Source organism: Amycolatopsis sp. TNS106 (genome assembly GCF_019330265.1).
Classification (GTDB): Bacteria; Actinomycetota; Actinomycetes; order Mycobacteriales; family Pseudonocardiaceae; genus Amycolatopsis; species Amycolatopsis lurida.
In genome coordinates this window covers 8,490,177-8,513,797 of the sequence record NZ_CP024972.1, presented here as the reverse complement: position 1 = coordinate 8,513,797, position 23,621 = coordinate 8,490,177, and the positions used below count along the sequence as shown (strand labels likewise).

Here is a 23,621-nt window from a genome sequence, read left to right as displayed (position 1 = left end):
TACGGATGCGCGCACTTGACCTCGCGATCATCGGGCTTTTTCTGGTCGGCATGCCCTTGCTGGGCGTCTGGATTGGCGGCAAACAGAAATCCGGCTCGGACTACTTCGTCGGCGAAGGCAAGATCTCCTGGTGGGTGGCCTGTCTCTCGGTGGTGTCCGCGGAGACGTCCACCCTCACCGTGCTCTCCGTGCCGACGGTGGCCTACATCGCCACCCCCGGCGACGGCGGGATGACGTACCTGGCACTGGCGATCGGGTACATCGCCGGCCGGATCGTGGTGTCGATGGTGCTGTTGCCGCGTTACGTGGCGGGCAACCTGGTCACCGCCTACGCTTTCCTCGGCAAACGCTTCGGCGGCGGGCTGCAGGGCACCGCGTCGGTGACGTTCCTGCTCACCCGGACGCTGGCCGACGGTATCCGGCTGTTCGCCACCGCGATCCCGATCAAGGTGGTGATGGCGGCCTACGGCCTGAACGTCTCGTACTGGACCATCGTCATCGGCCTCGGCATCGCGATGGTGCTCTACAGCTTTTTCGGCGGCGTCCGCGCGGTCGTCTGGGTCGACGCGATCCAGATGCTCTGGTACGTCCTCGGCGCGGTCGTGGTGATCTGGGCGATCTCCGGCAGGCTGCCCGACGGCTGGTTCGGCAAGGCCGTGGACGCCAACAAGTTCCAGATCTTCGACTTCTCCTCGAACATGCTCACCGGCCAGTACGCGTTCTTCACCGCGCTGATCGGTGGCGCGGTGCTCTCGATGGCCTCGCACGGTTCGGACCAGCTGATCGTGCAGCGCCTCCAGGCCACCAACGATCTGCGCGCCGCGCGGAAGGCCTTGGTGGCCAGCGGTTTCGTGGTGTTCCTGCAGTTCGCGCTGTTCCTGTTCATCGGCGTGCTGCTGTGGGCGCTGTACAACGGCCTCGCCCCGACGAAGCCGAAGCCGGAAGGGCTGGGGCTGGCCAACAAGGACGAACTGTTCGCGAACTTCATCGTGAACGACCTCCCGAGCGGTCTGTCCGGGTTCGTGATCGCCGGGATCCTCGCCGCCGCACTGAGTTCGTCGCTCGGCGCGCTGGCCTCGTCCACGGTGACCGACGTCTACGAACGGGTGATCGGCCGGGAGCTCCCGGAAGCCGACCGGCTGAAGCACGGCCGGATCTGGACGATCGTCTGGGCGGGCGCGCTGATCCTGTGCGCGGGTTTCTTCGCCTCCTCCAACAAGACCTCGGCCGACCCGATCGTGGTGCAGGCGCTCGGCATCACCGGCTACACCTACGGCGCGCTGCTCGGCGCGTTCCTCCTGGGCCTGCTGATCAAGCGGGCGAGGCAGGCGGACGCGATCGCGGCGTTCGTGTCGACGGTGATCGTGATGGCCTTCATCATCCTGGGCGTCAAGTTCAACAAACCGGACGGCAGCCTGATCGGCGTCGACTTCAGCAAGGCTTCCGGGAACACCGTGGCGCTGGCGTGGCCTTGGTACACGCTGTGCGGGGTGGTGATCACGCTCGTGGTGGGCGGGCTGCTGTCGCTGCGGCACGGAAGCGTGGACCCGCTGGCCGAACCGGACGTGAAGGAGTCCACCCCCGTCTAGGGCCTCGTGAGTGGTAAGGACGGTTAGAACCGTCCTTACCACTCACGAGGTGACGAGTTCCTCTTCGGACGTACGCAGCCGCTGCGAGATCACCTTCGTGATGCCGTCACCCTGCATCGAAACGCCGTACAGGGCGTCGGCGATCTCCATGGTCGGCTTCTGGTGGGTGATGATGATCAGCTGCGAAGAGTCCCGCAGCTGCTCCAGCAGCCCGATCAGCCGTCGCATGTTGGTGTCGTCGAGCGCGGCCTCGACCTCGTCCATGACGTAGAAGGGCGAAGGCCGGGCACGGAAGATCGCCACCAGCATGCCGACGGCGACGAGCGACTTCTCGCCACCGGAGAGCAGCGAGAGCCGCTTGACCTTCTTGCCCGGCGGGCGCGCTTCGACGTCGACACCGGTGGAAAGCAGATCGTTGGGCTGAGTGAGCACCATGCGCCCCTCACCGCCCGGGAACAGCACGCTGAACACCGTCTCGAACTCGCGCGCGACGTCCTCGTAGGCGGACGCGAAGACCTCGAGGATCTTCTCGTCGACCTGCTTGATGACGGCTTCGAGGTCCTTGCGGGTGTCCTTGAGGTCTTCGAGCTGGGTCGAGAGGAACTTGTACCGCTCCTCCAGCGCCGCGAACTCCTCCAGCGCCAGCGGGTTGACCTTGCCCAGCAGGCTCAGGTCCTTCTCCGCGCGCTTCGCCCGGCGTGCCTGGGTGTCGCGGTCGAACGGCATCGGCGGCGGCGGGGTGACGTCCTCGCCGCGTTCCTTGGCGGCCTCGTACTCGGCCATCTCCCCCGCGCTCGGCGGCACGGGGACATCCGGGCCGTACTCGGACACGAGGTCCTCGAGACCGATGCCGAAGTCCTCGGCGATCTTGGTTTCGAGTTGCTCCAACCGCAGCCGCTGCTCGGCACGCAGCACCTCGTCACGGTGGACGGCGTCGGTGAGCTTCTCCAGTTCGCCGGTCAGCTCGCGGACCTTGCTGCGGACCTGGGTCAGCGCGGTCTCCCGCGACTGCCGCTGCGCCTGCGCCTCGTCCCGTTCGTGGGCGGCGCGCTGCACGGAGACCTCGATGCGCTCCAGCGCGATCTCGCCGCCGTTGACCACCGCGTTGGCGATCTCGGCGCCGCGTTTCCGCGCGGCCCTGGACTTTTCGGCGCGTTCGCGCGCCTGCCGCTCGGCGTGCGCGGCCCGGCGGAGCGATTCGGCCTTGCCCTGGATGCTCCGCGCGCGCTCCTCGGCGGTGCGCAGCGCGAGCCGGGACTCCATCTCCTCCTGGCGGACCGTGCCGAGGTCTTCGGCGGCCTGGTCACGCTCGGCGGTGTCCGGATCCTCGTCGACCTCCTGGTCGGCGACGGCGGCCAGGCGCTCTTCGAGTTCGGCTAGCTGCCGCAACGCTTCTTCGCGGCTCTGCTCGACCTTGGCGCGCTGGTTGCTCAGCCGGTCCATTTCGGCCTGCGCGGCGCGCGCGGCCTGCTGCATCCGGTTCAGACGCTCGGACGAGCGAGCCTTGCGGACCTTCGCGTCTCCCAGCGCTTCCTTGGCCCTGCCGACCTCTTCGCGCCGGGCGGCCTGCCCGGCGCGGGCACCTTCGAGTTCCGCGGCGGTGCGTTCCAGCGCGCGCTCGGCGGCGCTCAGCCGATCGCTCGCCTCGTCGACCGCGGCCTGCACCTCGATGACGCTCTCACTGCGGGCGGACCCGCCGACCGCCCAGCGCGCGCCGAAGACATCGCCTTCGGGCGTGACCGTGCTGACTTCGGGATACACCTCGACGAGCCGCCGCGCGGACTCCAGACCGTCCACAATGGCCACCCGGTCGAGCGCGTGCTCGACGGCGGACCGCAACGCGGGCGGCGCCGTGACGACTTCGCGCGCCCAGCGCGCGCCCTCGGGCAGCGACGGCCAGGCACTGGTGTCCACAGTGGATTCCAGACCGCCGAGCAGAATGCCCGCGCGCCCGGAGTCGTTGTCCTTCAAGAACTTCAGCGCGGCGAGCGCGTCTTCGCCGCCGTTGACCGCGACCGCGTCGGCGACCGGGCCGAGCGCCGCGGCCAGCGCGACCTCGTGGCCCGCTTCGACGGTGAGCAGCGCGGCGACCGAACCGAGCAGACCCGGCAGTTCGTGCTGCGCACCGAGCAGCGCGCCGGCGCCGTCCTTGCGGCGCAGCCCCATCGACAGCGCCTCGACGCGGGCCTTCTCCGACGCGATCTCGCGTTCGGCGGCACGCTCGGCCTTGACCAGTTCCTCGACCCGCGCCTTGGCGGCGTTGTTGGCCTCGACCGCGCGGTCGTGGTGGGCCTGCAGGTCGGAGTCGTCGGATTCCTCGACGCCACCCGCGGCCTTGGCCTCTTCGAGCTCCTCGACGGCGATCTCCGCCCGCTCGGCGGCCTCTTCGAGCGACACGGTGAGCCTGTCGATCTCGTCGGAGGTGGCGCCGTTCTTGCTGCGCAGCGCCTCGACCTGGCCGGAGAGCTTCGCGAGCCCTTCCCGGCGGTCGGCGATCGCGCGGACGGCGGCCATATGCGCGCGCTCCGCGGCCTGGACGAGGTGTTCGAGCTGCTCACGCCGCTGGACGGTCTCCGAAAGCACCATGCGCGCCTCGGCGACGGCCTCGTTGAGCTCCTGCTCCCGTTCGGCGACCTGTTCGGCCTCGGCGAGCAGCTCGTCGGGGTCGCGGCCGGTGCTCGCCTGCTGCACGTCGGACGACAGGTGGCGCTGACGCTCCAGAGCGAGCCGCACGGTGCCGCGCAACCGCTCCGTCAGCGCGGAAAGCTTGTACCAGGTCTCCTGCGCGGCGGCCAGCTTCGGCGCGTCCTCGGCCAGCGAAGCTTCGAGCTCGGCCTCCTCGGCGGCGACGATCTCCAAGGCCTGCTCGACTTCGGCGCGCCGCTGACGGGCGACGCGCTCGTCGGCCTCTTCCTTGGCGATGCCTTCGCGCTGGGTGACCAGGTCGTGGGCGAACAGCCGCAACCGCGCGTCGCGCAGCTCGGACTGCACCCACTGCGCCTTGCGGGCGATCTCGGCCTGCTTGCCCAGCGGTTTGAGCTGGCGGCGGAGCTCGGTGGTGAGGTCGCCGAGGCGGTCGAGGTTGCCCTGCATGTTCGCGAGCTTGCGCAGGGTCTGTTCCTTGCGCTTGCGGTGCTTGAGGACACCTGCGGCCTCTTCGATGAAGGCGCGGCGCTCCTCGGGCTTCGATTCGAGGATGGCCGATAGCTGACCCTGCCCGACGATGACGTGCATCTCGCGGCCGATACCGGAGTCCGACAGCAGTTCCTGCACGTCCATCAGGCGGCAGCGGTCGCCGTTGATCTCGTACTCGCTCGCGCCATCGCGGAACATCCGGCGGGTGATCGAGACCTCGGAGTACTCGATGGGCAGCGCGCCGTCGGCGTTGTCGATGGTCAAGGTGACCTCGGCGCGCCCGAGCGGGGCACGGCCGGCGGTCCCGGCGAAGATGACGTCCTCCATCTTGCCGCCGCGCAGGTCCTTCGCGCCCTGGGTGCCCATGACCCAGCGGAGCGCGTCGAGGACGTTCGACTTGCCGGACCCGTTCGGTCCGACCACGCAGGTGATGCCCGGCTCGAAACGCAACGTCGTCGCCGAGGCGAAGGACTTGAAGCCCTTGAGCGTCAGGCTCTTCAGGTGCACGTCGTGCTGACCCCTCTGGCTGCGGGAACCGGTCTTTCAATCGACCCAGGCTACCTGTGTGCTCACGGTGAGCGTGGGACGCGGGGCCTCAGCGCTCCACGAACCCGCGAAGCCCGCCTTTCGCCGGCGACCACCGCTCGACGACGTGATCCACACTTCCGGGTGATTCCCCGGAACGCAAAACGGCCAAAAGCCGCTCACAGTGGTCACGATCACCCTCCGCTATGACCTCGACACGCCCGTCTGCCAGATTGGCCGCACTGCCCGCCAACCCCAGCTCAAGCGCCCTGCTGCGGGTCCACCAGCGGAAACCGACACCCTGCACCCGGCCGTGCACCCACGCGGTCAGCCTGATGTGCGTTACTTCTTCACTCACGCTCCCTATCGTGCACCATGCGGATGAACGCGGAGGGTGAGCGCGGCGTGCGCTGTAGTTCGCAGACGGTGAGGCGGCGGTGATAATCTCCGCGCCGGGTCCCCACTTTGGGCTACCTCGCCCGGGTAGCCGCACTCCCCGAAGTCCCCCATCCGAGGAGCCAGCACATGCCCCGTCCCGACGGGTCTGATCCGAGCGCACGCGTGTCCGTGGCACCCCCGCGCGGTGCCACCGGCAAGCTCAACCGCGCAGGCTACGCCGTACTCGGCGTCAGCGGTCTCGTGGTGGCGACGGCCTTCGCCGCGATCGCCGAACTCGCGAGCCCCGGCGTCTCCGCCACCGCGGGCGGCACCGGCGTCCCCGGCGGCGGACAGGGCATCGCCCCCGCCGGCGTCCAGCTGGTCCCGGGCAACGCCGTCCCCGGCGGCCCGATGACCGTCAGCGGCTCGCCGACCCCGGGCGCGCCTTCCAGCTCGACGGCGCCGCCGACCACGGTGACCTCGGTCGGGGCGGACGGCAAGGAGACGACGAGCGTCGTCACCCCGCCCCCGCCGGTGGTTCCGCCGAACCCGGGCGGCGGCCCCGGCACCACGGTGCAGCCGCCGACGCCGACCAAGCCCACCACCACGAAGACGACTCCCACGACCACGCCGAACACGTCGACGCCGCCGTCGTCGGATCCGTCGGATCCCCCGTCCAGCCCTCCGGGTGGCGGCTCCAGCACCAGCGGCGCCCCCGACTCCTCGCCGGGCCGGTCCAGCACCTCGGGTACCGACACGTCCACGAGCAGCGCCCAGTAAGACTTCGGTCCGTGAAGGCCTCCTTGAGGGACCCAGAGTCCCTCAAGGAGGCCTTCACGGAATTCTGGGCCACAGCCCCGACGAGCCTCACATTTCGAAGCGGTAGCCCATCCCCGGCTCCGTCAGCAAGTGCCGCGGCCGAGAGGGTTCCGGTTCCAGCTTCCGCCGCAGTTGCGCCAGATACACGCGCAGATAGTGCGACTCGGTCTCGTAGGTCGGGCCCCACACCTCGTGCAGCAGCTGCTTCTGTGCCACCAGCCGCCCACGATTGCGCACCAGCAGTTCCAGCACGCCCCATTCGGTCTTGGTGAGGTGCACTTCCTTGCCGTCCCGGCGCACCTTCTTCGCCGCGAGGTCGATCCGGAACGATCCCGTGTCCACCACCGCGTCGGCACCGTCCACACCGGACGACGCCGAGCGGCGCACGGCGGCCCGCAGCCGCGCCAGCAGTTCGTCCATGCCGAAGGGTTTGGTGACGTAGTCGTCGGCGCCGGCGTCGAGGGCCTGAACCTTGTCGGCCGAGTCGCCGCGCGCGGACAGCACGATGATCGGCACGGTCGTCCAGCCGCGCAGCCCGGCGATCACCTCGGTGCCGTCGAGATCGGGCAGGCCGAGGTCGAGCACGACGACGTCGGGTTTGGTCTCGGCGACCGCCTTCAGCGCGGCCGTCCCGTCGTGCGCGGTGATCACCTTGTAGCCGCGGGCGGACAGGTTGATCCGCAGGGCTCGCACGATCTGCGGTTCGTCGTCGACGACCAGCACGGTCGCCGACGCGGTGTCTGCGCTCATCGCACTCGCTCCTCCTCTTCGTTCTCCAGACCCTCGTCGTCGAACGCGAGGAGGCTCTTTTCCGGATCCTGACCAACATATGCGGGCAGCGAGATGACGACGGTGAGCCCGCCGCCGGGCGTGTCCTCCGCCCGGATCCGCCCGCCCATCGCCTCGGTGAACCCCTTGGCGACCGACAGCCCCAGTCCCACGCCGGGCACGCTGTCCCGGTCTCCCCCGAGCCGCTGGAACGGCGCGAACGCCGAGTCCGCGGTGCCCTTCTTGAGCCCGCGCCCGTGGTCGACGATACGCAGTTCGACGTGGTCCGAATGCGTGCTGGCGCGGGCGGACACCGGCTCGCCGGACGCGCCGTGCCGCAGCGCGTTGTCGATCACGTTCGCCACGACCCGTTCCAGCAGGCCGGGATCGGCGCAGACCGACGGCAGCCGCGAGTCGATCGCGACGACGACCGATGCCGAGTTGTCCACATTGGACAGGGCGTGCGAGACCACCTCGTCGTAGCCGACCGGGCGCAGATGCGGGCGCACCGCGCCGGTCGCCAGCCGGGAGGAGTCGAGCAGGTTGTCGATCAGCCCGGCCAGCCGGTCCGCCGATTCCTCGATCGCTTCGAGCAGTTCATCGGTGTCCTCTTCGGACAGTGAGATGTCGGTCGCGCGCAGGCTGCCGATGGCCGCCTTGATCGACGTCAGCGGCGTCCGGAGGTCGTGGCCGACGGCCGACAGCAGGGCTGTACGGAGTTCGGTGGCTTCGGCCTTGCGCTCGGCGCGGACGGCCGCCTTCGCCGTCCGCTGCTGCCGCAGGGCCAGCAACGCCTGTCCCGCGACGGCTTCCAGCACTCCCCGGTCCGACGCGGGCAACGCGCGGCCCCGCAGCGTCAGGTGGACGTCGGCGGTGACCGCGATGTCGACGTCGGCCTGATCCGGGTCGGCGCATGGATCCGTGCCGGCGTTCGCCACCCGTTTCCACTTCCCGTCCCGCTTTTCCAGCAGGCTCACCGAAGTCAGGCCGAAGTTCTCGCGGACCTTCTCCAGCAGCCGCTCGATCGGGTTGGCGTGCGTGAGCACCGTCCGCGCGTACGACGCCAGCAACGCAGCCTCGGTCCGCGCCCGCGCGGCCTGTGCCGCGCGCCGGGCGGCGGTGTCGACGACCGCGGCGACGAGGATCGCCACGAGCACCATCGCGATCAGCGTGATCACGTTGCGCGGCTCGTGGACGGTCAGGGTGTACAGCGGCGGGGTGAAGAAGAAGTTGAGCAACCCCGCCGAAAGCACCGCGGCCAGGAGCGCGGGCCCGAGCCCGCCCGCGAGCGCGACGAGCACCGTCGCCAGCATGTAGGCGACCATGTCGGTCGAGAAGTCGAGTTGCTCCTCCAGCAGGACGCCGAGCAAGGTCGCCAGTACGGGCAGGACGAAGGCGAGGGCCCAGCCCGCCACCCGCCGCGAGGAGGGCAGCGGGCTCCGGGTGAAGCGGGCGCGCAGCCGCCCGCCCGCTTCGGCGTGCGTGACCATGTGGACGTCGATCGGGCCGGACCGCTGGACCACGGCCGCGCCGATGCCCTCGTCGAACAGCCTCGCCACGCGTGACCGCCGCGAGGTCCCGACCACCAGCTGGGTCGCGTTGACCCCGCGGGCGAAGTCGAGCAGTGCCGTCGGCACGTCGTCGCCGACGACGGTGTGGAAGGTCGCGCCGACCTCTTCGGTCAGTTTCCGGTATTTGCCGACCGCCGTCGGTCCCATCCCGGCGAGCCCGTCGCCGCGCAGGATGTGCAGCACCTGCAGTTCGGCGCCCGCGCGGTTCGCGATGCGGCTCGCGCGGCGGATGAGCGTCTCGCTCTCCGGGCCACCGGTGATGGAGACGACCACCCGTTCGCGGGCTTCCCACGTGTCGGTGATCTTCTGCTCGGCCCGGTACCGCTGCAGGGCGACGTCCACCTGGTCGGCGACCCACAGCAGCGCGAGTTCCCGCAGCGCGGTGAGGTTGCCGGGGCGGAAGTAGTTGCCCAGCGCCGCGTCGATGCGCTCGGCCGGATAGACGTTACCGTGCGCCAGTCGCCGCCGGAGCGCTTCGGGCGTTATGTCGACCAGCTCCAGCTGCTCGGCCCGCCGCACGACCTCGTCGGGCACCGTCTCCTGCTGGACGACGCCGGTGATCCGCTCGACGACGTCGTTGAGGCTCTGCAGATGCTGCACGTTGACCGTGGAGAGGACGTCGATCCCGGCGGCGAGCAGTTCGTCGATGTCCTGCCAGCGCTTCTCGTTGCGGGAACCCGGCACGTTGGTGTGCGCGAGTTCGTCGACGACGGCGACCTCGGGGGCACGGGCGAGCAGCGCGTCGAGGTCCATCTCCTCGAACTCGTGGTCCCGGTGCGCGGACCGGCGGCGCGGCACGGTTTCGAGTCCCTCGACGAGCTCCGCGGTCTTCTTCCGCCCGTGGGTCTCGACCAGGCCGATGACCACGTCGGTGCCCCGGTCGAGGCGTCGCCGCGCCTCGCCGAGCATCGCGTAGGTCTTGCCGACGCCGGGGGCCGCGCCGAGGTAGATCCTCAGCTCACCCCGGCGCGGCTTGGTCGTGTTCTCGTCCACGTCTGTCAGTGTGCTCCTCCGGCCGCGTCGCGCACGGCCAAGTTGACCTTCAGCACATTGACGCCCGGCACACCGATCCCGGCTCCGCTCGTGTTCTCCGCCACGAGCTGCCGGACCTTCTCCTCGGGCAGGCCCGTGTTCCTGGCCACTCGCGGGATCTGGAGGTCGGCGTAGGCGACGCTGATCGCCGGATCCATCCCGGAGCTCGACGCCGTCACCGCGTCGGCGGGCACCTGCGACTCCTGGACACCCTCGCGGGTGGCGATGAGCTTCTTGCGCTCACCGATCGCGGCGACCAGGTCCTCGTTGTACGGGCCCTTGTTCGACGCGCCGGACGACGACGGGTCACCGGGACCGAGGGCGTCCTTCGAGCCCGCGGACGGGCGGTTGTGGAACCACGGGTCCTTGGCCGGGTCCGCCGCGACCGGGTCGACGCCGATCAGGGACGAGCCGACGGCCTGCCCGTCCTGGGTGATGATCGAGCCTTCCGCGTTGCCTTCGAGGCCGGGGATCCGGGAGATCGCCCAGACCCCCAGGGGGTAGACCACACCCAGCAGGACCGTGAAGACGAGCAGGACACGCAGCCCGGCGAGGGTCTGCTTCAGCAGTGCGTTCATGGGTCACCCGATTCCAGGGATGAGACGGACGAGCAGGTCGATCAGCCAGATCCCGAGGAACGGGCTGACGATCCCGCCGAGGCCGTAGACCAGCAGGTTCCGGCGCAGCAACGCCGAGGCCGACGACGGCTTGTAGCGGACGCCGCGCAGGGCGAGCGGGATCAGCCCGACGATGATCAGGGCGTTGAAGATGACCGCCGACAGGATCGCCGACTTCGGCGTCGCCAGCTGCATGACGTTGAGCGCGCCGAGCTGGGCGAAGATGCCGGTGAACATCGCGGGCAGGATGGCGAAGTACTTCGCGAGGTCGTTCGCGACGCTGAAGGTGGTCAGCGCGCCGCGGGTGATCAGCAGCTGCTTGCCGATCTCCACGATCTCGATCAGTTTCGTCGGGTCGGAGTCGAGGTCCACCATGTTCCCCGCCTCCTTGGCGGCGGAGGTCCCGGTGTTCATCGCGACGCCGACGTCGGACTGCGCGAGGGCCGGGGCGTCGTTGGTGCCGTCGCCGGTCATCGCGACCAGCCGCCCGCCCTCCTGCTCCTTCTTGATCAGCGCCATCTTGTCTTCGGGCTTGGCCTCGGCGAGGTAGTCGTCGACGCCCGCGTCCCGCGCGATGGCCTTCGCGGTGAGCGGGTTGTCCCCGGTGATCATGACGGTCTTGATGCCCATGGCCCGGAGCTGGACGAACCGCTCCTTCATTCCCGGTTTGACCACGTCGGAAAGCCGGATCACGCCGCGCACGAACGCCTTCGCGCCGTCGTACTCCGCGACCACCAGCGGCGTGCCGCCCTGCCCGCTGATCTCGTCGACGACACGTTCGGTCTCGTCCGGCATGTCGCCGCCGCGTTCGCGGACCCACTCCCGCACGGCGGTGGTGGCGCCCTTGCGGACCTGGCGTTCGCCGATGTCGATGCCGCTCATCCGGGTCTGCGCGGTGAACTCGACGAAGTCCGCGAGCTTCTCGTCGCCGGACGCCGTCTCGGCGAGCCCGTGTTCCCGCGCGACGAGTTCGACGATGCTGCGGCCTTCCGGCGTGCCGTCGGCGAGGCTGGACAACCGGGCCGCCTTGGCGATGTCGTCCACAGTGGACGTACCGACCGGGATCAGCTCGGTGGCCTTGCGGTTGCCGAAGGTGATCGTGCCGGTCTTGTCCAGCAGCAGCGTCGAGACGTCGCCCGCGGCCTCCACCGCGCGACCGCTCGTGGCGAGCACGTTGCGCTGCACCAGCCGGTCCATCCCGGCGATCCCGATCGCGGACAGCAGCGCGCCGATCGTCGTCGGGATCAGGCAGACCAGCAACGCGGTCAGCACGATCACGGACTGCTGGCTGCCGGAATAGCCCGCCATCGGCTGCAACGCCACCACGGCGAGCAGGAAGATGATCGTGAGCGTCGAGAGCAGGATCGTCAGCGCGATCTCGTTCGGCGTCTTCTGCCGGGAAGCGCCTTCCACCAACGCGATCATGCGGTCCACAAAGGACTCACCGGGTTTGGTGGTGATCTTCACGACGACCCGGTCCGAGAGCACGGTGGTGCCGCCGGTGACCGCGCACCGGTCACCGCCCGATTCGCGGATGACCGGGGCCGATTCGCCGGTGATGGCCGATTCGTCGACGGTCGCGATGCCCTCGACGACGTCGCCGTCACCCGGGATGACCTGTCCGGCCTCGACGACCACGAGGTCACCGACGCGCAGGTCGGTGCCCGGAACGGTTTCCTCGTCGCCGTCTTCGGTGAGACGGCGGGCGACGGTCTCCTTCTTGCTGCGCCGCAGGGTTTCCGCCTGCGCCTTGCCCCGGCCCTCCGCGACGGCCTCGGCGAGGTTCGCGAACAGGACGGTGAACCACAGCCAGATGGTGATGAGGATGGTGAACACACTCGGATCGGTGATCGCGAAGACCGTGGTCAGCGCCGAGCCGATCCACACCACGAACATGACCGGGTTGGCGAGCTGGTGCTTGGGGTTGAGCTTGCGCAGCGCCTCCGGGAGCGAGGTCAGCAACTGGCGCGGACTGAAGATCCCCGCGCCGACCCGGCCGGTGTTCTCGACGTGGTGCTGTGTCGTCTGTTCAGGGGTGCGTTCTTGAGTGGCGGTCATGCGAGTGCCTCTGCGATGGGCCCGAGCGCGAGCGCCGGGATGAAGGTGAGGGCCGCGACGAGCACGATCGTGCCCGCGAGCATCGTGCCGAAGAGCGGTCCGGTGGTGGGCAGCGTGCCGGCGGTCTCCGGGACCTTCCGCTGCGAGGCGAGGGATCCGGCCAGGCACAACACGGCGAGGATCGGGACGAACCGGCCGAGCAGCATGGCGACGCCGAGCGAGGACTGGAACCAGTCGTTGGTGACGGTGATCCCGGCGAAGGCGCTGCCGTTGTTGTTGCCCGCCGACGCGTAGGCGTAGAGGACTTCGGAGAGCCCGTGTGCGCCCGGGTTGTTCAACGCGGCCAGGTTGCCGGGGTTCATCAGCGCGATCCCGGCGCCGAGCAGCACCACCGTCGGCATGGCGAGCATCGAGACCGCCGCGCAGGTGACCTCACGTTTGCCGAGCTTCTTCCCCAGGTATTCCGGCGTCCGGCCGACCATCAGCCCGGCGAGGAACATCGCGATCACGGCCATCACGAGGATGCCGTAGAGACCGGTGCCCACCCCGCCCGGCGAGATCTCGCCGAGCAGCATGTTGAGCAGCGCGCCTCCGCCGCCGAGCCCGCTGTAGCTGTCGTGCATGCTGTTGACCGCGCCGGTCGACGTGCCGGTGGTGGCGTTGGCGAACAGCGAGCTCAGGCCGATGCCGAAGCGCTGTTCCTTGCCTTCCAGGTTCGCCCCGGCGGCCAGCGACGCCGGGCCGCTCGCGTTGGCCTCGGACAACCAGGTCACCGCGAGCATCGCGGTGAACAGCCCGGCCATCACCGAAAGCAGGACGTAGCCCTGTTTCGTGTTGCCGACGAGCTTGCCGAACGTCCGGGTGAGCGAAACCGGGATGACCAGGATCAGGAAGATCTCGATCAGGTTGGTCCAGGCGTTCGGATTCTCGAACGGATGCGACGAGTTGGCGTTGAAGATGCCACCGCCGTTGGTGCCGAGTTCCTTGATGGCCTCCTGGCTCGCGGCGGGCGCGAGCGCGATCTTGCTGGTACTGCCGTCGGGATTGAGGACGTCGACGCCGCTCTTGAGGCTCTGTACGACGCCGAGCGCGATCAGCGCGATCGCCGCCACGAACGCGATCGGCAGCAGGATCCGGATCGTGCCGCGCGTCAGGTCCACCCAGAAGTTGCCGAGGCGGTCGGTCTTCGAGCGGACGAAACCGCGGACCACCGCGACGGCGACCGCGAGCCCGACGGCCGCGGACAGGAAGTTCTGCACGGTCAGGCCGGCCATCTGCACGAAGTGACCCATGGTCGCTTCGGGGCTGTAGGACTGCCAGTTCGTGTTGGTCACGAAGCTGACGGCGGTGTTGAAGGCGACCGCCGGCGAGACCGGTTCCTTGCCGAGGCTCCACGGCAGGATCGCCTGAAGCCGCTGCAGCAGGTATAGGAGCACGACGGAGACGAACGAGAAGCCGATCACGGCGGACGCGTAGGTCTTCCAGTGCTGTTCCGATCCGGGGTTCACCCGGAACAGGCGGTACAGGCCGCGTTCGGCCTTCAGGTGCTTCTCGGTCGAGAAGACGCGCGCCATGTAGTCGCCCAGTGGCCGGTAGACCACGGCGAGCGCGACGAGTAAGAGGCCGGCCTGCAGGAGACCGGCCATCGTGTCTGTCATTCCAGTCCCTCCGCGGGAACAAGTACGTCGGGACGCATCAGAATTTCTCCGGCCTGACCAGTGCGATGAACAAATAGACGATTAGCCCCAGCGCCAGCAGTCCGCCGACGACGTTGGCCACGGTTCCCGTGCCGGTCACAGCTTTTCCAGACCGCGAAGGGTCAGGGCGAGAACCACGAATACGCCGATCAGGAGCACGGCGTAGAGCAAGTCGGCCACTAGGCACCTCTCAGGACAGGTCACCCCATCGGTGACCAGGACCCCGCAACACTGCGCCTGGTACAGACCATCGCGACCGCGGCCTGACGGCCTCTTGATGCCCCGATCGGGTGCCTTTACGACTTCTTGATGCCCGGTGACGTGCCCCACAGACCGTGACGCACTGCGGACGGAGCGTGCAATTCGGGCAGACAAGCCCGCCAAAGCGTGTTACACCGGTGTTACGGATAGTTGTATGCGCTAACTAATCATCGGGAGGTAGCGATGTGCGGAATCGCCGGGTGGGTCTCCTTCGACACGGACCTGACCCAACGCCGTGAGGTCGTCGACGCGATGACCGCGACCATGGCGTGCCGCGGACCGGACGACTCGGGCACCTGGGTGCGGCCGAACGTGGCGCTGGGCCATCGGCGGCTGGCGATCATCGATCTGCCGGGCGGCAGGCAGCCGATGGCCGAAGCCGGGCTGGGCCGCGATGGTCTACAGCGGTGAGGCGTACAACTTCACCGAGCTGCGCGAAGAACTTCTCAAGCGCGGACACAGGTTCGAGACCGACAGCGACACCGAGGTCGTGCTCCACGGCTACCTGGAGTGGGGCGACGAGGTCGTCGACCACCTCAACGGCATGTACGCGTTCGCGATCTGGGACGAGCGCGACGAGAAGCTCGTGATGATCCGCGACCGCATGGGTATCAAGCCGTTCTACTACTACCCGACCCGGGACGGCGTCCTCTTCGGTTCCGAGCCGAAGGCGATTCTCGCGAACCCCTTGGCCCGCAAGGTGGTCGACACCGACGGCCTCCGCGAGCTGATGGCCATGACCAAGACTCCGGGCTGGTCGCTGTGGAAGGGAATGCACGAGGTCGGGCCGGGCACGATCGTCACCGTCGACCGGTCCGGGATCCGCACGCGGACGTACTGGAAGCTCGGCGCGAAACAGCACACGGACGACCAGGAGACCACGGTCGAGCGCGTGCGCGAGCTGATGACCGACATCGTGCACCGTCAGCTGATCGCAGATGTCCCCCGGTGCGTCCTGCTGTCGGGCGGGCTCGATTCCAGCGCCGTCACCGGTCTCGCCGCCGCCCGGCTCGCCGAGCAGGGCGAGCGCCTGCGCACGTTCTCCGTCGACTTCCAGGGCCAGGAGGAGAACTTCCAGCCGGACGAGGTGCGGGACACCCCGGACTCGCCCTTCATCCGCGACGTCGCGCGGCTGGTCGGCTCCGACCACAAGGACGTCGTGCTGAACCCGGCCGAGCTCAGCGACCCCGAGGTCCGCCGCAAGGTGCTGGCCGCGCGGGACATCCCGGCCGGGCTCGGGGACATGGACACCTCGCTTTACCTGCTGTTCAAGGCGATCCGCGCCGAGTCGACGGTGGCGTTGTCCGGCGAATCCGCCGACGAGGTCTTCGGCGGGTACCGCTGGTTCCACGACGAAGCCGCGGTGAACTCGGGGACGTTCCCCTGGCTCGCCTTCCGGATGGGACTCACCAGCGAGCGGGGCGCCCTCCTGCGCGGCGAGGTCCAGGAGAAGCTCGACCTGCCCGGCTACATCGCCGACCAGTACGCCACCGCCGTCGCCCAGGTCGAGCACCTCGACGGCGAGAGCGAGCAGGACCGCAAGATGCGCACGGTCTGCCACCTGCACCTGAGCCGGTTCGTGCGGATGCTGCTGGACCGCAAGGACCGTGCGTCGATGGCCGTCGGGCTCGAGGTGCGGGTGCCCTTCTGCGACCACCGCCTCGTCGAGTACGTCTACAACACGCCGTGGTCGCTGAAGACGTTCGACGGCAGGGAAAAGAGCCTGCTGCGGCACGCGACCGAACACGTGCTGCCGACGTCCGTGCGGGACCGGGTCAAGAGCCCGTATCCGTCCACTCAGGACCCCGGCTACGCGGCCGCGTTGCAGCAGCAGGCCAAGGAGGCCCTGACCGAACGGGACAACCCGGTGTTCGAGCTGGTGGACCGCGACTGGCTGCACCGGGTGTCCGAAGTGGACCCGGCCACGATGTCGTCGGCCCAGCGCTCCGGGATCGACCGGGCGCTGGACCTCTACCACTGGTTCGATCTGTACCGGCCCGAACTCCAGCTCGACTGAAGTACCGGTCCGCCGCCGTCTCAGCGGCGGCGGCGGACCGTTCCCCCTGCCGCGACGCCCCCGAGCACCGCGGTCGCGGCGAGCAGGATGCCCGCCTCGGTCCACTGGAACCGCCAGAACCGGTCGACGGGCTGGTAGACGGTGAAGTCCTGATATCCCGCCGCCTGAGCGCACGCGTTCTTTCCCAGCCCCACCGGGCAGCCGGGCACGTCGTCCAGCGAGTTCATCTCGCGGCCGTCCGGCGTGACCCTGCCCAGCTTGACGATCAACGCCCCTTTCGCCGCCGGATCCGCGCCGATCGTGCGTACCGGCTCGGCGTAGTGCGGCCTCAGCAGCAGCAAGGCGATCGAAGCCGCCAGGAACACCGCGACGGTGATCGCGATGGCGGGCAAGGTCTTGCGCACGAGCGCCCCGGCCGCCGCGCCGAGGACGAACGCGAACAGCCACCAGGCGGCGGGCGCGATCCCGAGCGCGCCGAAATAGGATGTCTCGGCGAAGCTCTCCGCTTTGCCGGGGAACATTTCCAGCCACGCGCCGAACATCTGCCCCGAAGCGAACCCGGCCAGCACCGCGCACCCGGCGAGAACGCCGAACTTGACCGCCAGCCAGTGCCTGCGGCCGACCGACTGCGTCCACGCGAGCCGGTGCGTGTTGCGCTCGTACTCCCTGGCGAGCAGCGGCGCGCCCCAGAAGACGCCTGCCAGTAAGGGAACGAACGGCACCAGGACGACCAGCGGGTAGACCTTCTGATAGAGATCCTCCAATCCCGCGTCGTACTCACGGCACGGGACACCGCCGCCGTGACAGTACAAGGACGTCTTGCCGTTCGCGGCGTCGGCGGCGATCTGTCCGGACAAGAACAGGATCCCGCCGAGCACGGCGAGGAATCCGAGGGTGACGAGCAGCTGGGTGCGGTGCTGCCGCCAGGTGAGCCAGAGCAAGAAGCTGTGCCTTTCTAAGAGCGCCGGCGGATGGCGAAGGTGGCGGCGACGGTGAGCAGGAGTGAGACACCCGTCAGGATCGCGGCTTCGGTCCACTGGAAGCGCCAGTACCAGTCCGCGGGCAGGACCTTGAGCGCGGTGATCTCCCCGGCGGCGTCCCTGACCATTTCGACCACCCGGCCCACGGGTTCCGTGCCCAGCGCGACGAGCCGGGGTTCCGCGTAGAGGTCACGGACGTTGCTCACGCCGATCATCAAGCCCACCGACACCGCGATGGTGACGGCGATGGCGGGCAGGGTCTTGCGGATGAGCGCCCCCGCCGCGGTGCCGAGCACGAACCCGAAGAGCCACCACGCGCCGGGAGCGACGCCGGTCATCGCGAACAGGACCGGGTTGTCGAACCGGCTGGTGAAGGCGGTGTCGCCGCGATCGGTGGGGAAGACCGCCACCCAGCGCTGCATCATCGCGCCGAACGCGAGACCGCCGAGGGTCGCGAGAACGGCGAGGAGGCCCAGTTTCACCCCGAGCCAATGGAACCGTGAGATCGACTGGGTCCAGGCGAGTTTCGTGGTGCCGCGTTCGAATTCGGCCGCGACCAGTGGCGCGCCCCAGAAGACACCGATCGCCACCGGGACGACCTGAAGCCAGGAAAGGTACTGGTAGAGATCCGCGAACAGCTTCGCCGGAGCCGGGCTGTCCGCCGCGGCGTTCCCGTTGACCAGCAGGACGATCCCGACGGCGACGAGCAGACCCGCGGTGATCAGCAGCTGCATCCGGTGCTGTCGGTAGGTGAGCCAGAGCATCGTTCCCCCTTACGCCGAAGTCAGTGTCGGGCGAGGCAGGCTCGCGGATTCGGGACGCCGCAGGTAGGCGAGCACCAGCTCTTCCAGGTTCGCCGGCCGCTCGGTCCACTGTGGCCCCAGCGGAACCGTTTCGGTGCGGGCGAAAACGGTCGCCTGCCGGCCGGCCCTTGCCTCGTCCACGATCGCGACGCGCCTGCCCAGCGCGTCGGCCTCCTCCACGGGGCCGACGAAGGTCCGGTGCCCGGCGACGAGTTCGTCGATGTCGCCGCTGACCTGGACGCGGCCGCCGTTGAGGACGATCAGCCAGTCGCAGGTGTTCTCCAGGTCGGAGACGACGTGGGACGAGAGGAGGACGGTCATCCCGGTTTCGGCGACGGCCTCCATCAGGCCGCGCATGACCTCGTGGCGGGCCAGCGGGTCGAGATTCGCGAGCGGCTCGTCGAGCACCAGGAGGTCCGGGCGTTTCGCGAGGGCGAGGGTGAGCGCGACCTGCGCGCGTTGCCCGCCGGAGAGCTTGCCGACCTTGTGTTTCAGGGGAAGCCCGAGCGAATCGATGCGCTTGAGCGCGAACTCGTCGTCCCATCCCGGGTTCAGGCGTCTGCCGAACTTGAGCATCTCCGCGATGCTGAAGCCGGAGTACAGCGGCTTGTCCTGCGCGAGGAAAGCGGCGGTGCCCCGGACCGAGACCGAGCCGAGGGTCGCGTCGAGCAGTCCGACGGCCAGGTGCAGGAAGGTCGTCTTGCCCGCGCCGTTGGGCCCGACCAGGGCGACGACGCGGCCTTTCGGGACGGCGAGGGAACAGTCGCGCAGCGCCCACTTGCGGCGGTAGCGCTTGCCGAGTCCGGTCGCCTCGATGACGGGTTCATCGGTCATGCCGTCCGCTCCCCTCGAAAGCCATCGACCACCACCGAGGTGAACAGCGCCTCGACGTCTTCCTGATCCAGCCCCGACTCACGCGCGTCGCGGACCCACGCTCCGAGGCTCTTCCGCAAGCGGGTGTGCTCCGCGAACGAAGCGCCTCCGAGCGTCTTCTGGACGAAGGTGCCGAGGCCCGGCTTCCCCTCGACGAGCCCTTCACGCTCCAGCTCGCGATAGGCCTTGAGGACGGTGTTGGGATTGATCGCCAGCTCGGCGACCACTTCCTTCGCCGTCGGCAGCCGGTCTCCCGGTTCCAGCAACCCCAGGCGGAGGGCGTTTTTGACCTGCTGGACGAGCTGGACGTACGTCGCGACGCCCGAGCCTTTGTCCAGGTGGAAGGTGACCACTGGCAACACCCTTTCACTAATTAAGTAGTGAAAGGGTGCGGGCAGACTGGTTCGCCTGTCAAGTGATCACGCGGAAAAGACGCGAAGGCCCCCTTGAGGGACTCTGGATCCCTCAAGGGGGCCTTCACGGAAAACCCCAGCCCCATCAAGAAGAAGCGCCAGTTCGACGACACGGGGGGAAGACGTCGAGCTGGCACTACCCCCAACCCCCACCGCCGTCAGATGGCGGTGCCTGTGCAAGGTGGAGGTGTCCACCGTCGTACCGGAACCGAATGGGGGGTCCTGCCCGTCTGGTTGGTTGGGCACGGTTCCGGCGACGGGTCCTCGGTGGACACCAGGCAAGGATCACGCCGTCCGGATGCAGGGCGCTTGCACTACGCTTGCAGGCTCTGACGAGGGTGAGCGGAGGTGGCCGCGTGGAGTTCCGCGTCCTCGGCGCCGTCGAGGCGTGGGCCGGTGGCGTTGCGGTCGATCTCGGCTCGCCCAAACAGCGGCTCGTACTGGCGGTTCTGCTGCTGGAGGCGGGGAAGCCGGTGCCGCGCGACCGGATCATCGACCTGCTCTGGCCCGAAGAACCCCCTGCCAGCGCACGGAACACCGTTCAAGCGCTGGTGTCCAGGCTGCGTGCGGTGTTCCGCGGCGCGGGCGGGCCGGAGATCGTCTCCGAGGGGACCCGGTACCTGCTCAAGGTCGACCCGCGTCAGGTCGACCTGCACCGGTTCACCGAGCTGACCGCGCGGGCCCGTGACGCCGACGACGAGACCGCCGTGGAGCTTTGGGACGAGGCGCTCGGTCTGTGGCGTGGCGAAGCGTTGTCCGATGTGGTGAGCGGCGAGGTCGCCCAACGGCTCCGCGGCGGCATGAACGAGGCACGCTGGACCGCGCTCGAAGATCGCGCCGAAGCGCAGCTGCGGCTCGGCCGCGGCAGGCAGGTCCTCGCGGAGCTGACCGAGCTGGTCGCCGCGCACCCGCTGCGGCAGCGATTCGTCGGGCAGCTCATGCTCGCGCTGCACCGCGAAGGCCGCACCGACGACGCTCTCGAGGCGTTCCGTGCTCTGCGAGGCCGGCTCGGTACCGAGCTGGGCCTCGATCCCTCCCCCGAGCTGCGACGGCTGGAAGCCGCCATCCTCGCCGCCGATCCCGCGCTCGAACCCGCGACCAGGCCCGAGCCGGTCCGCCCGGCCCAATTGCCGCACGACGTCCGGGGGTTCGCCGGACGCGCGGCCGAACTGCACCGGCTCGACGAGGGGACCCGGCATCCGGGCGAGGGCACCGACATCTGGGTCATCAGCGGCACCGCCGGCGTCGGCAAGACCGCGCTCGCGGTCCGCTGGGCCCACCGCGTCCGCGACGCGTTCCCCGACGGCCAGCTCTATCTGGACCTGCGCGGCTTCGACCCCGACCACGAACCGCTCACCCCGGCCGTCGCTCTCACCCAGCTCCTGCAGGCACTCGGCACCGCGCCCAAGGCCATCCCGCCGGACACCGACACGCGGGCCGCGTTGCTCCGTTCCCTCCTCGCCGACAGCCGGGTGCTGCTGGTACTCGACAACGTCCGCGACAGCGGCCAGGTGCTGCCGCTGCTGCCGCCTTCGGGCACCGTGCTGGTCACCAGCCGCCAACGGCTCGGTGACCTCATCGCCCGCACCGGCGCCCGCGCGCTTCCGCTGTCCGTGCTGCCCGCCGAGGACGCGCGGCATCTGCTGGAAGCCGTGCTCGGCAGCGAAACCGTCGCCGCCGAGGCCGTCGCGGCCGCGGAACTGGCGCGGCTGTGCGGGCATCTCCCGCTCGCCCTCCGGATCGCGGCGGCCAACCTCGGTGCCAGCGGCGAACCCGAGATCGCCGAACTCGCCCGCGAGCTCGCCGGTGGTGACCCGCTGGCGGAGCTGACCGTCGACGGAGCCGAGGAAAGTGCCGTGACCACGGCGTTCGGCGTCTCCTACCGGGCACTTCTCGAGGAGCACCGCGAGCTGTTCCGCCGTCTCGCGCTGGTTCCCGGCCAGACGTTCACCGCTCCCGCCGCGCAGGCGCTGACCGGCGTTCCGCATGCGAAGGCGAACCAGCAGCTCAAAGCGCTCGCGGCGGCGCACCTGGTCGAGCGCTACACCCCGGGGCGCTACCGGTTCCACGATCTCCTCCGCAGTTTCGCGGCGGGCCGCACGCTGTCGGAGGACTCGAAGGCCGAGCGTGACGCGGCGGAGAGACGGCTCTTCGAGAGCTACCTGAGCACCGCCGACGCCGCGGGGCGGGCCCTCATCCCGCACTTTCTGCGCCTGCCGCGCGAAGAACCGGCGGACAATCCCTTCGCCGACACCGAAGAGGCACTGGCCTGGCTGGACGCCGAGTGGCCGAACCTCGCCGCCGCCGTCGAGCACAGCGCCGAACACGGCCCGCCCGAGTTCTCGTGGCATCTCGCCGACGCGCTCCGCGCCTTCTTCCACCAGCGCGGGCATCACGCGGAATGGATCGACACGGCCTCGACCGCCCTCAAGGCCGCCCGCCGCAGCGGCGCGGGGCAGGCTCAGGCCGCGATGCACCTGAGCATCGCGCTGGCCTGCGTCAACAGCGGCCGCTACGACGAAGCCCGCGAACACCTCACCAGTGCCCTGCGCGGTGATCTCCTCGACGGCTGGGACGCCGGCCGCGCGGCCGTGCTCAACAATCTCAGCGCGGTGCACCAGCGTCTCGGCGACCCGCAGGAGGCGATCCGCTGCGGACTGGAATCCCTGCGGCTGTGCGAAGAACTGAGCATGCCCGCCGTGTCGATGGCGCTGGCGAACCTCGGTTTCCCGTACTGGCAGACGGGTCAGCTCGACGAGGCGCTCGCCAACTTCACCCGCGCGCTCGCGGTCTCCGAACGGGACGGCGCCCGGTTCAGCGTCGCGGTGCTGCTGGTCGACCTCGGCAACGTGCACCGCGACCTCGGCCTCCTCGACGACGCCTACGACTTCTACACCCGCGCGCTCGCGGCCAATCGCGAGCTGGGCTACACCTACGGCGAGGCGACGGCGCTGTCCGGCAGGGCCGTCCTCGAAAGCAGGCGAGACCCGAGCGAGCAGAACCGCGTGGACGCGCTCGAAGCCGTCGAACTCACCCGCAAGATCGGCGACCGGGGCACCGAAGCCTGGACGCTCGTCGGGCTCGGCGAGGTCTGCCTGCGGCTCGGCCTGCCCGAGGAGGCGGCCGAGCACCACCGGCTCGCGTTGTCCATCGCGCGCACGACCAGTTTCTACTGGTGCGAGGCCGCCGCACGGACCGGGCTCGCGGAAACCCTGCTGAAACTGGGAAAGCACGCGGAAGCCCGGACACACGGCGAGCTGGCCCAAGAGCTCGCCGCACGCTCCGGTTACCGGCTCGTCGAGGAACGCGCCAAGCTGATCCTGGACGAGCTCTAGTTCTTGGTGTCGTACGACTTCACGCTACCGGCGATCGCCGCGGCGATGGCGGTCAGGACGGCGAGGATGATCGTCAGCGCCATGGCGGTGCTGTCACTGTCGTCGAAGCTGAAGAGCCACTTGACCTGAGCGCCGAAGGACGTGCCCCACACCAGGGGCGTCCCCACGAAGACCGCGACCACGTAGAACACGCAAAGCCCGAACAGAGTCCACGCGCCGGGAATCCGGCGGGCGAACGTGAACGCCGCCGCGATCACCAGGACCACGGCGGAGACGACGCCGCTGACCATGTTCTGCACCGTGATAGCCGACGGGCGGCCGTCCGACTCCGTGGCGACGATGACGTTGTAGAGCGCGAACCAGACGAGCATGGCGGCGGCGAGCAGCGCCAGGATGCCGGCTGTCACCGCGGCCGGCATGTTGGCCCGCGGCTTGGGCCGTGCCGTCTGGCCCCACGGCGGAGGTCCGCTCGGCGTCGGCGGACCGGGCTGCGGAAAGCCGGGCCGCGGTGGATTCGGCTGCATCCGCACTCCTCGCGCGTTCGGCGGCACGAACCGGCCGCCTGTCGTGGTTCGGGGGCCACGGTAGCGAAAAGTGGCTCGCGGCGGGCTGCTTGTGGCAGGAACCTGCCTTCGCCCGTGCGGCGAGTCCGTGCGGGGTGTGGCGCAGGCGGCGAGGTCGGCCTGGCCCGTGTCGCGAAAGCCACTTTCGGGACGTTGGATGTCCCGAAAGTGGCTTTCGCGACACGGC

The 23,621-nt window shown here is 69.4% G+C and carries 16 protein-coding genes and 1 pseudogene; 3 read left to right on the top strand and 14 right to left on the bottom strand.

What is annotated here, in order from left to right; translation table 11 throughout:
• Positions 1 to 5: 5 nt before the first annotated feature.
• Entirely contained in the window at positions 6 to 1,589 is a 1,584-nt protein-coding gene (locus CVV72_RS39535) for a sodium:solute symporter (RefSeq protein ID WP_219149733.1), read from the top strand.
• Between the two features lie 42 nt (positions 1,590 to 1,631).
• Here the strand turns inward: CVV72_RS39535 and smc are convergent, their stop codons facing one another.
• The 9 genes from smc to kdpF all read right to left on the bottom strand — a co-directional run bounded on the left by smc (position 1,632) and on the right by kdpF (position 14,289).
• Entirely contained in the window at positions 1,632 to 5,231 is a 3,600-nt protein-coding gene (gene smc, locus CVV72_RS39530) for a chromosome segregation protein SMC (RefSeq protein WP_034321058.1), read from the bottom strand.
• Positions 5,232 to 5,319: 88 nt separating this feature from the next.
• The gene (locus CVV72_RS39525) at positions 5,320 to 5,607 is read right to left on the bottom strand and encodes an acylphosphatase (RefSeq protein ID WP_219149731.1); all 288 of its coding nucleotides are present in this window, start codon (positions 5,605 to 5,607) and stop codon (positions 5,320 to 5,322) included.
• Positions 5,608 to 5,860: 253 nt separating this feature from the next.
• On the bottom strand, positions 5,861 to 6,391 hold the full coding sequence (locus CVV72_RS39520) for a hypothetical protein (protein ID WP_255632406.1): 531 nt from the start codon (positions 6,389 to 6,391) through the stop codon (positions 5,861 to 5,863).
• Between the two features lie 103 nt (positions 6,392 to 6,494).
• Positions 6,495 to 7,196, bottom strand: coding sequence for a response regulator (locus CVV72_RS39515; protein ID WP_034321063.1), 702 nt, complete (start codon positions 7,194 to 7,196; stop codon positions 6,495 to 6,497).
• The gene (locus CVV72_RS39510; protein WP_219149729.1) at positions 7,193 to 9,778 is read right to left on the bottom strand and encodes a sensor histidine kinase KdpD; all 2,586 of its coding nucleotides are present in this window, start codon (positions 9,776 to 9,778) and stop codon (positions 7,193 to 7,195) included. The genes CVV72_RS39515 and CVV72_RS39510 overlap by 4 nt, the downstream gene beginning before the upstream one ends.
• Positions 9,779 to 9,783: 5 nt before the next feature.
• Positions 9,784 to 10,395: a potassium-transporting ATPase subunit C gene (locus CVV72_RS39505; RefSeq protein WP_219149727.1), complete on the bottom strand. Its 612-nt coding sequence runs from the start codon at positions 10,393 to 10,395 to the stop codon at positions 9,784 to 9,786.
• 3 nt (positions 10,396 to 10,398) lie between these two features.
• The gene (kdpB, locus tag CVV72_RS39500) at positions 10,399 to 12,492 is read right to left on the bottom strand and encodes a potassium-transporting ATPase subunit KdpB (RefSeq protein WP_219149725.1); all 2,094 of its coding nucleotides are present in this window, start codon (positions 12,490 to 12,492) and stop codon (positions 10,399 to 10,401) included.
• Positions 12,489 to 14,150 (bottom strand): potassium-transporting ATPase subunit KdpA, encoded by a 1,662-nt coding sequence (gene kdpA / locus CVV72_RS39495; RefSeq protein WP_219149723.1) that lies wholly within the window; start codon positions 14,148 to 14,150, stop codon positions 12,489 to 12,491. Before kdpA ends, kdpB begins: the two co-directional genes overlap by 4 nt.
• Before the next feature lie 37 nt (positions 14,151 to 14,187).
• Positions 14,188 to 14,289 (bottom strand): K(+)-transporting ATPase subunit F, encoded by a 102-nt coding sequence (kdpF, locus tag CVV72_RS39490; protein ID WP_020630647.1) that lies wholly within the window; start codon positions 14,287 to 14,289, stop codon positions 14,188 to 14,190.
• Between the two features lie 344 nt (positions 14,290 to 14,633).
• On the opposite strand from kdpF, the pseudogene asnB reads away from it, so the two are divergent.
• Positions 14,634 to 16,467 (top strand): annotated as a pseudogene (asnB, locus tag CVV72_RS39485) (asparagine synthase (glutamine-hydrolyzing)).
• A 20-nt stretch (positions 16,468 to 16,487) separates the two neighbouring features.
• On the opposite strand, the gene CVV72_RS39480 reads toward asnB, so the two are convergent.
• The 4 genes from CVV72_RS39480 to CVV72_RS39465 are packed head-to-tail and all read right to left on the bottom strand — an operon-like array spanning position 16,488 to position 19,476.
• Positions 16,488 to 17,408, bottom strand: a complete 921-nt coding sequence (locus CVV72_RS39480; RefSeq protein ID WP_219149721.1) for an ABC transporter permease — start codon at positions 17,406 to 17,408, stop codon at positions 16,488 to 16,490.
• Between the two features lie 14 nt (positions 17,409 to 17,422).
• A complete protein-coding gene (locus tag CVV72_RS39475) occupies positions 17,423 to 18,211 on the bottom strand; it encodes an ABC transporter permease (RefSeq protein ID WP_219149719.1) in 789 nt (262 codons plus the stop codon).
• Positions 18,212 to 18,220: 9 nt separating this feature from the next.
• On the bottom strand, positions 18,221 to 19,084 hold the full coding sequence (locus CVV72_RS39470) for an ABC transporter ATP-binding protein (protein WP_219149717.1): 864 nt from the start codon (positions 19,082 to 19,084) through the stop codon (positions 18,221 to 18,223).
• Complete coding sequence (locus tag CVV72_RS39465; RefSeq protein ID WP_125673252.1) at positions 19,081 to 19,476, bottom strand: GntR family transcriptional regulator; 396 nt, start codon at positions 19,474 to 19,476, stop codon at positions 19,081 to 19,083. The genes CVV72_RS39470 and CVV72_RS39465 overlap by 4 nt, the downstream gene beginning before the upstream one ends.
• A gap of 416 nt (positions 19,477 to 19,892) precedes the next feature.
• Between CVV72_RS39465 and CVV72_RS39460 the strand changes: the two genes are divergently transcribed.
• Positions 19,893 to 22,871 (top strand): BTAD domain-containing putative transcriptional regulator, encoded by a 2,979-nt coding sequence (locus CVV72_RS39460; RefSeq protein ID WP_219149715.1) that lies wholly within the window; start codon positions 19,893 to 19,895, stop codon positions 22,869 to 22,871.
• Here CVV72_RS39460 and CVV72_RS39455 read toward each other — a convergent pair.
• A complete protein-coding gene (locus tag CVV72_RS39455; RefSeq protein WP_219149713.1) occupies positions 22,868 to 23,395 on the bottom strand; it encodes a hypothetical protein in 528 nt (175 codons plus the stop codon). The two genes, CVV72_RS39460 and CVV72_RS39455, sit on opposite strands and share 4 nt — an antisense overlap.
• Positions 23,396 to 23,621: the final 226 nt, after the last annotated feature.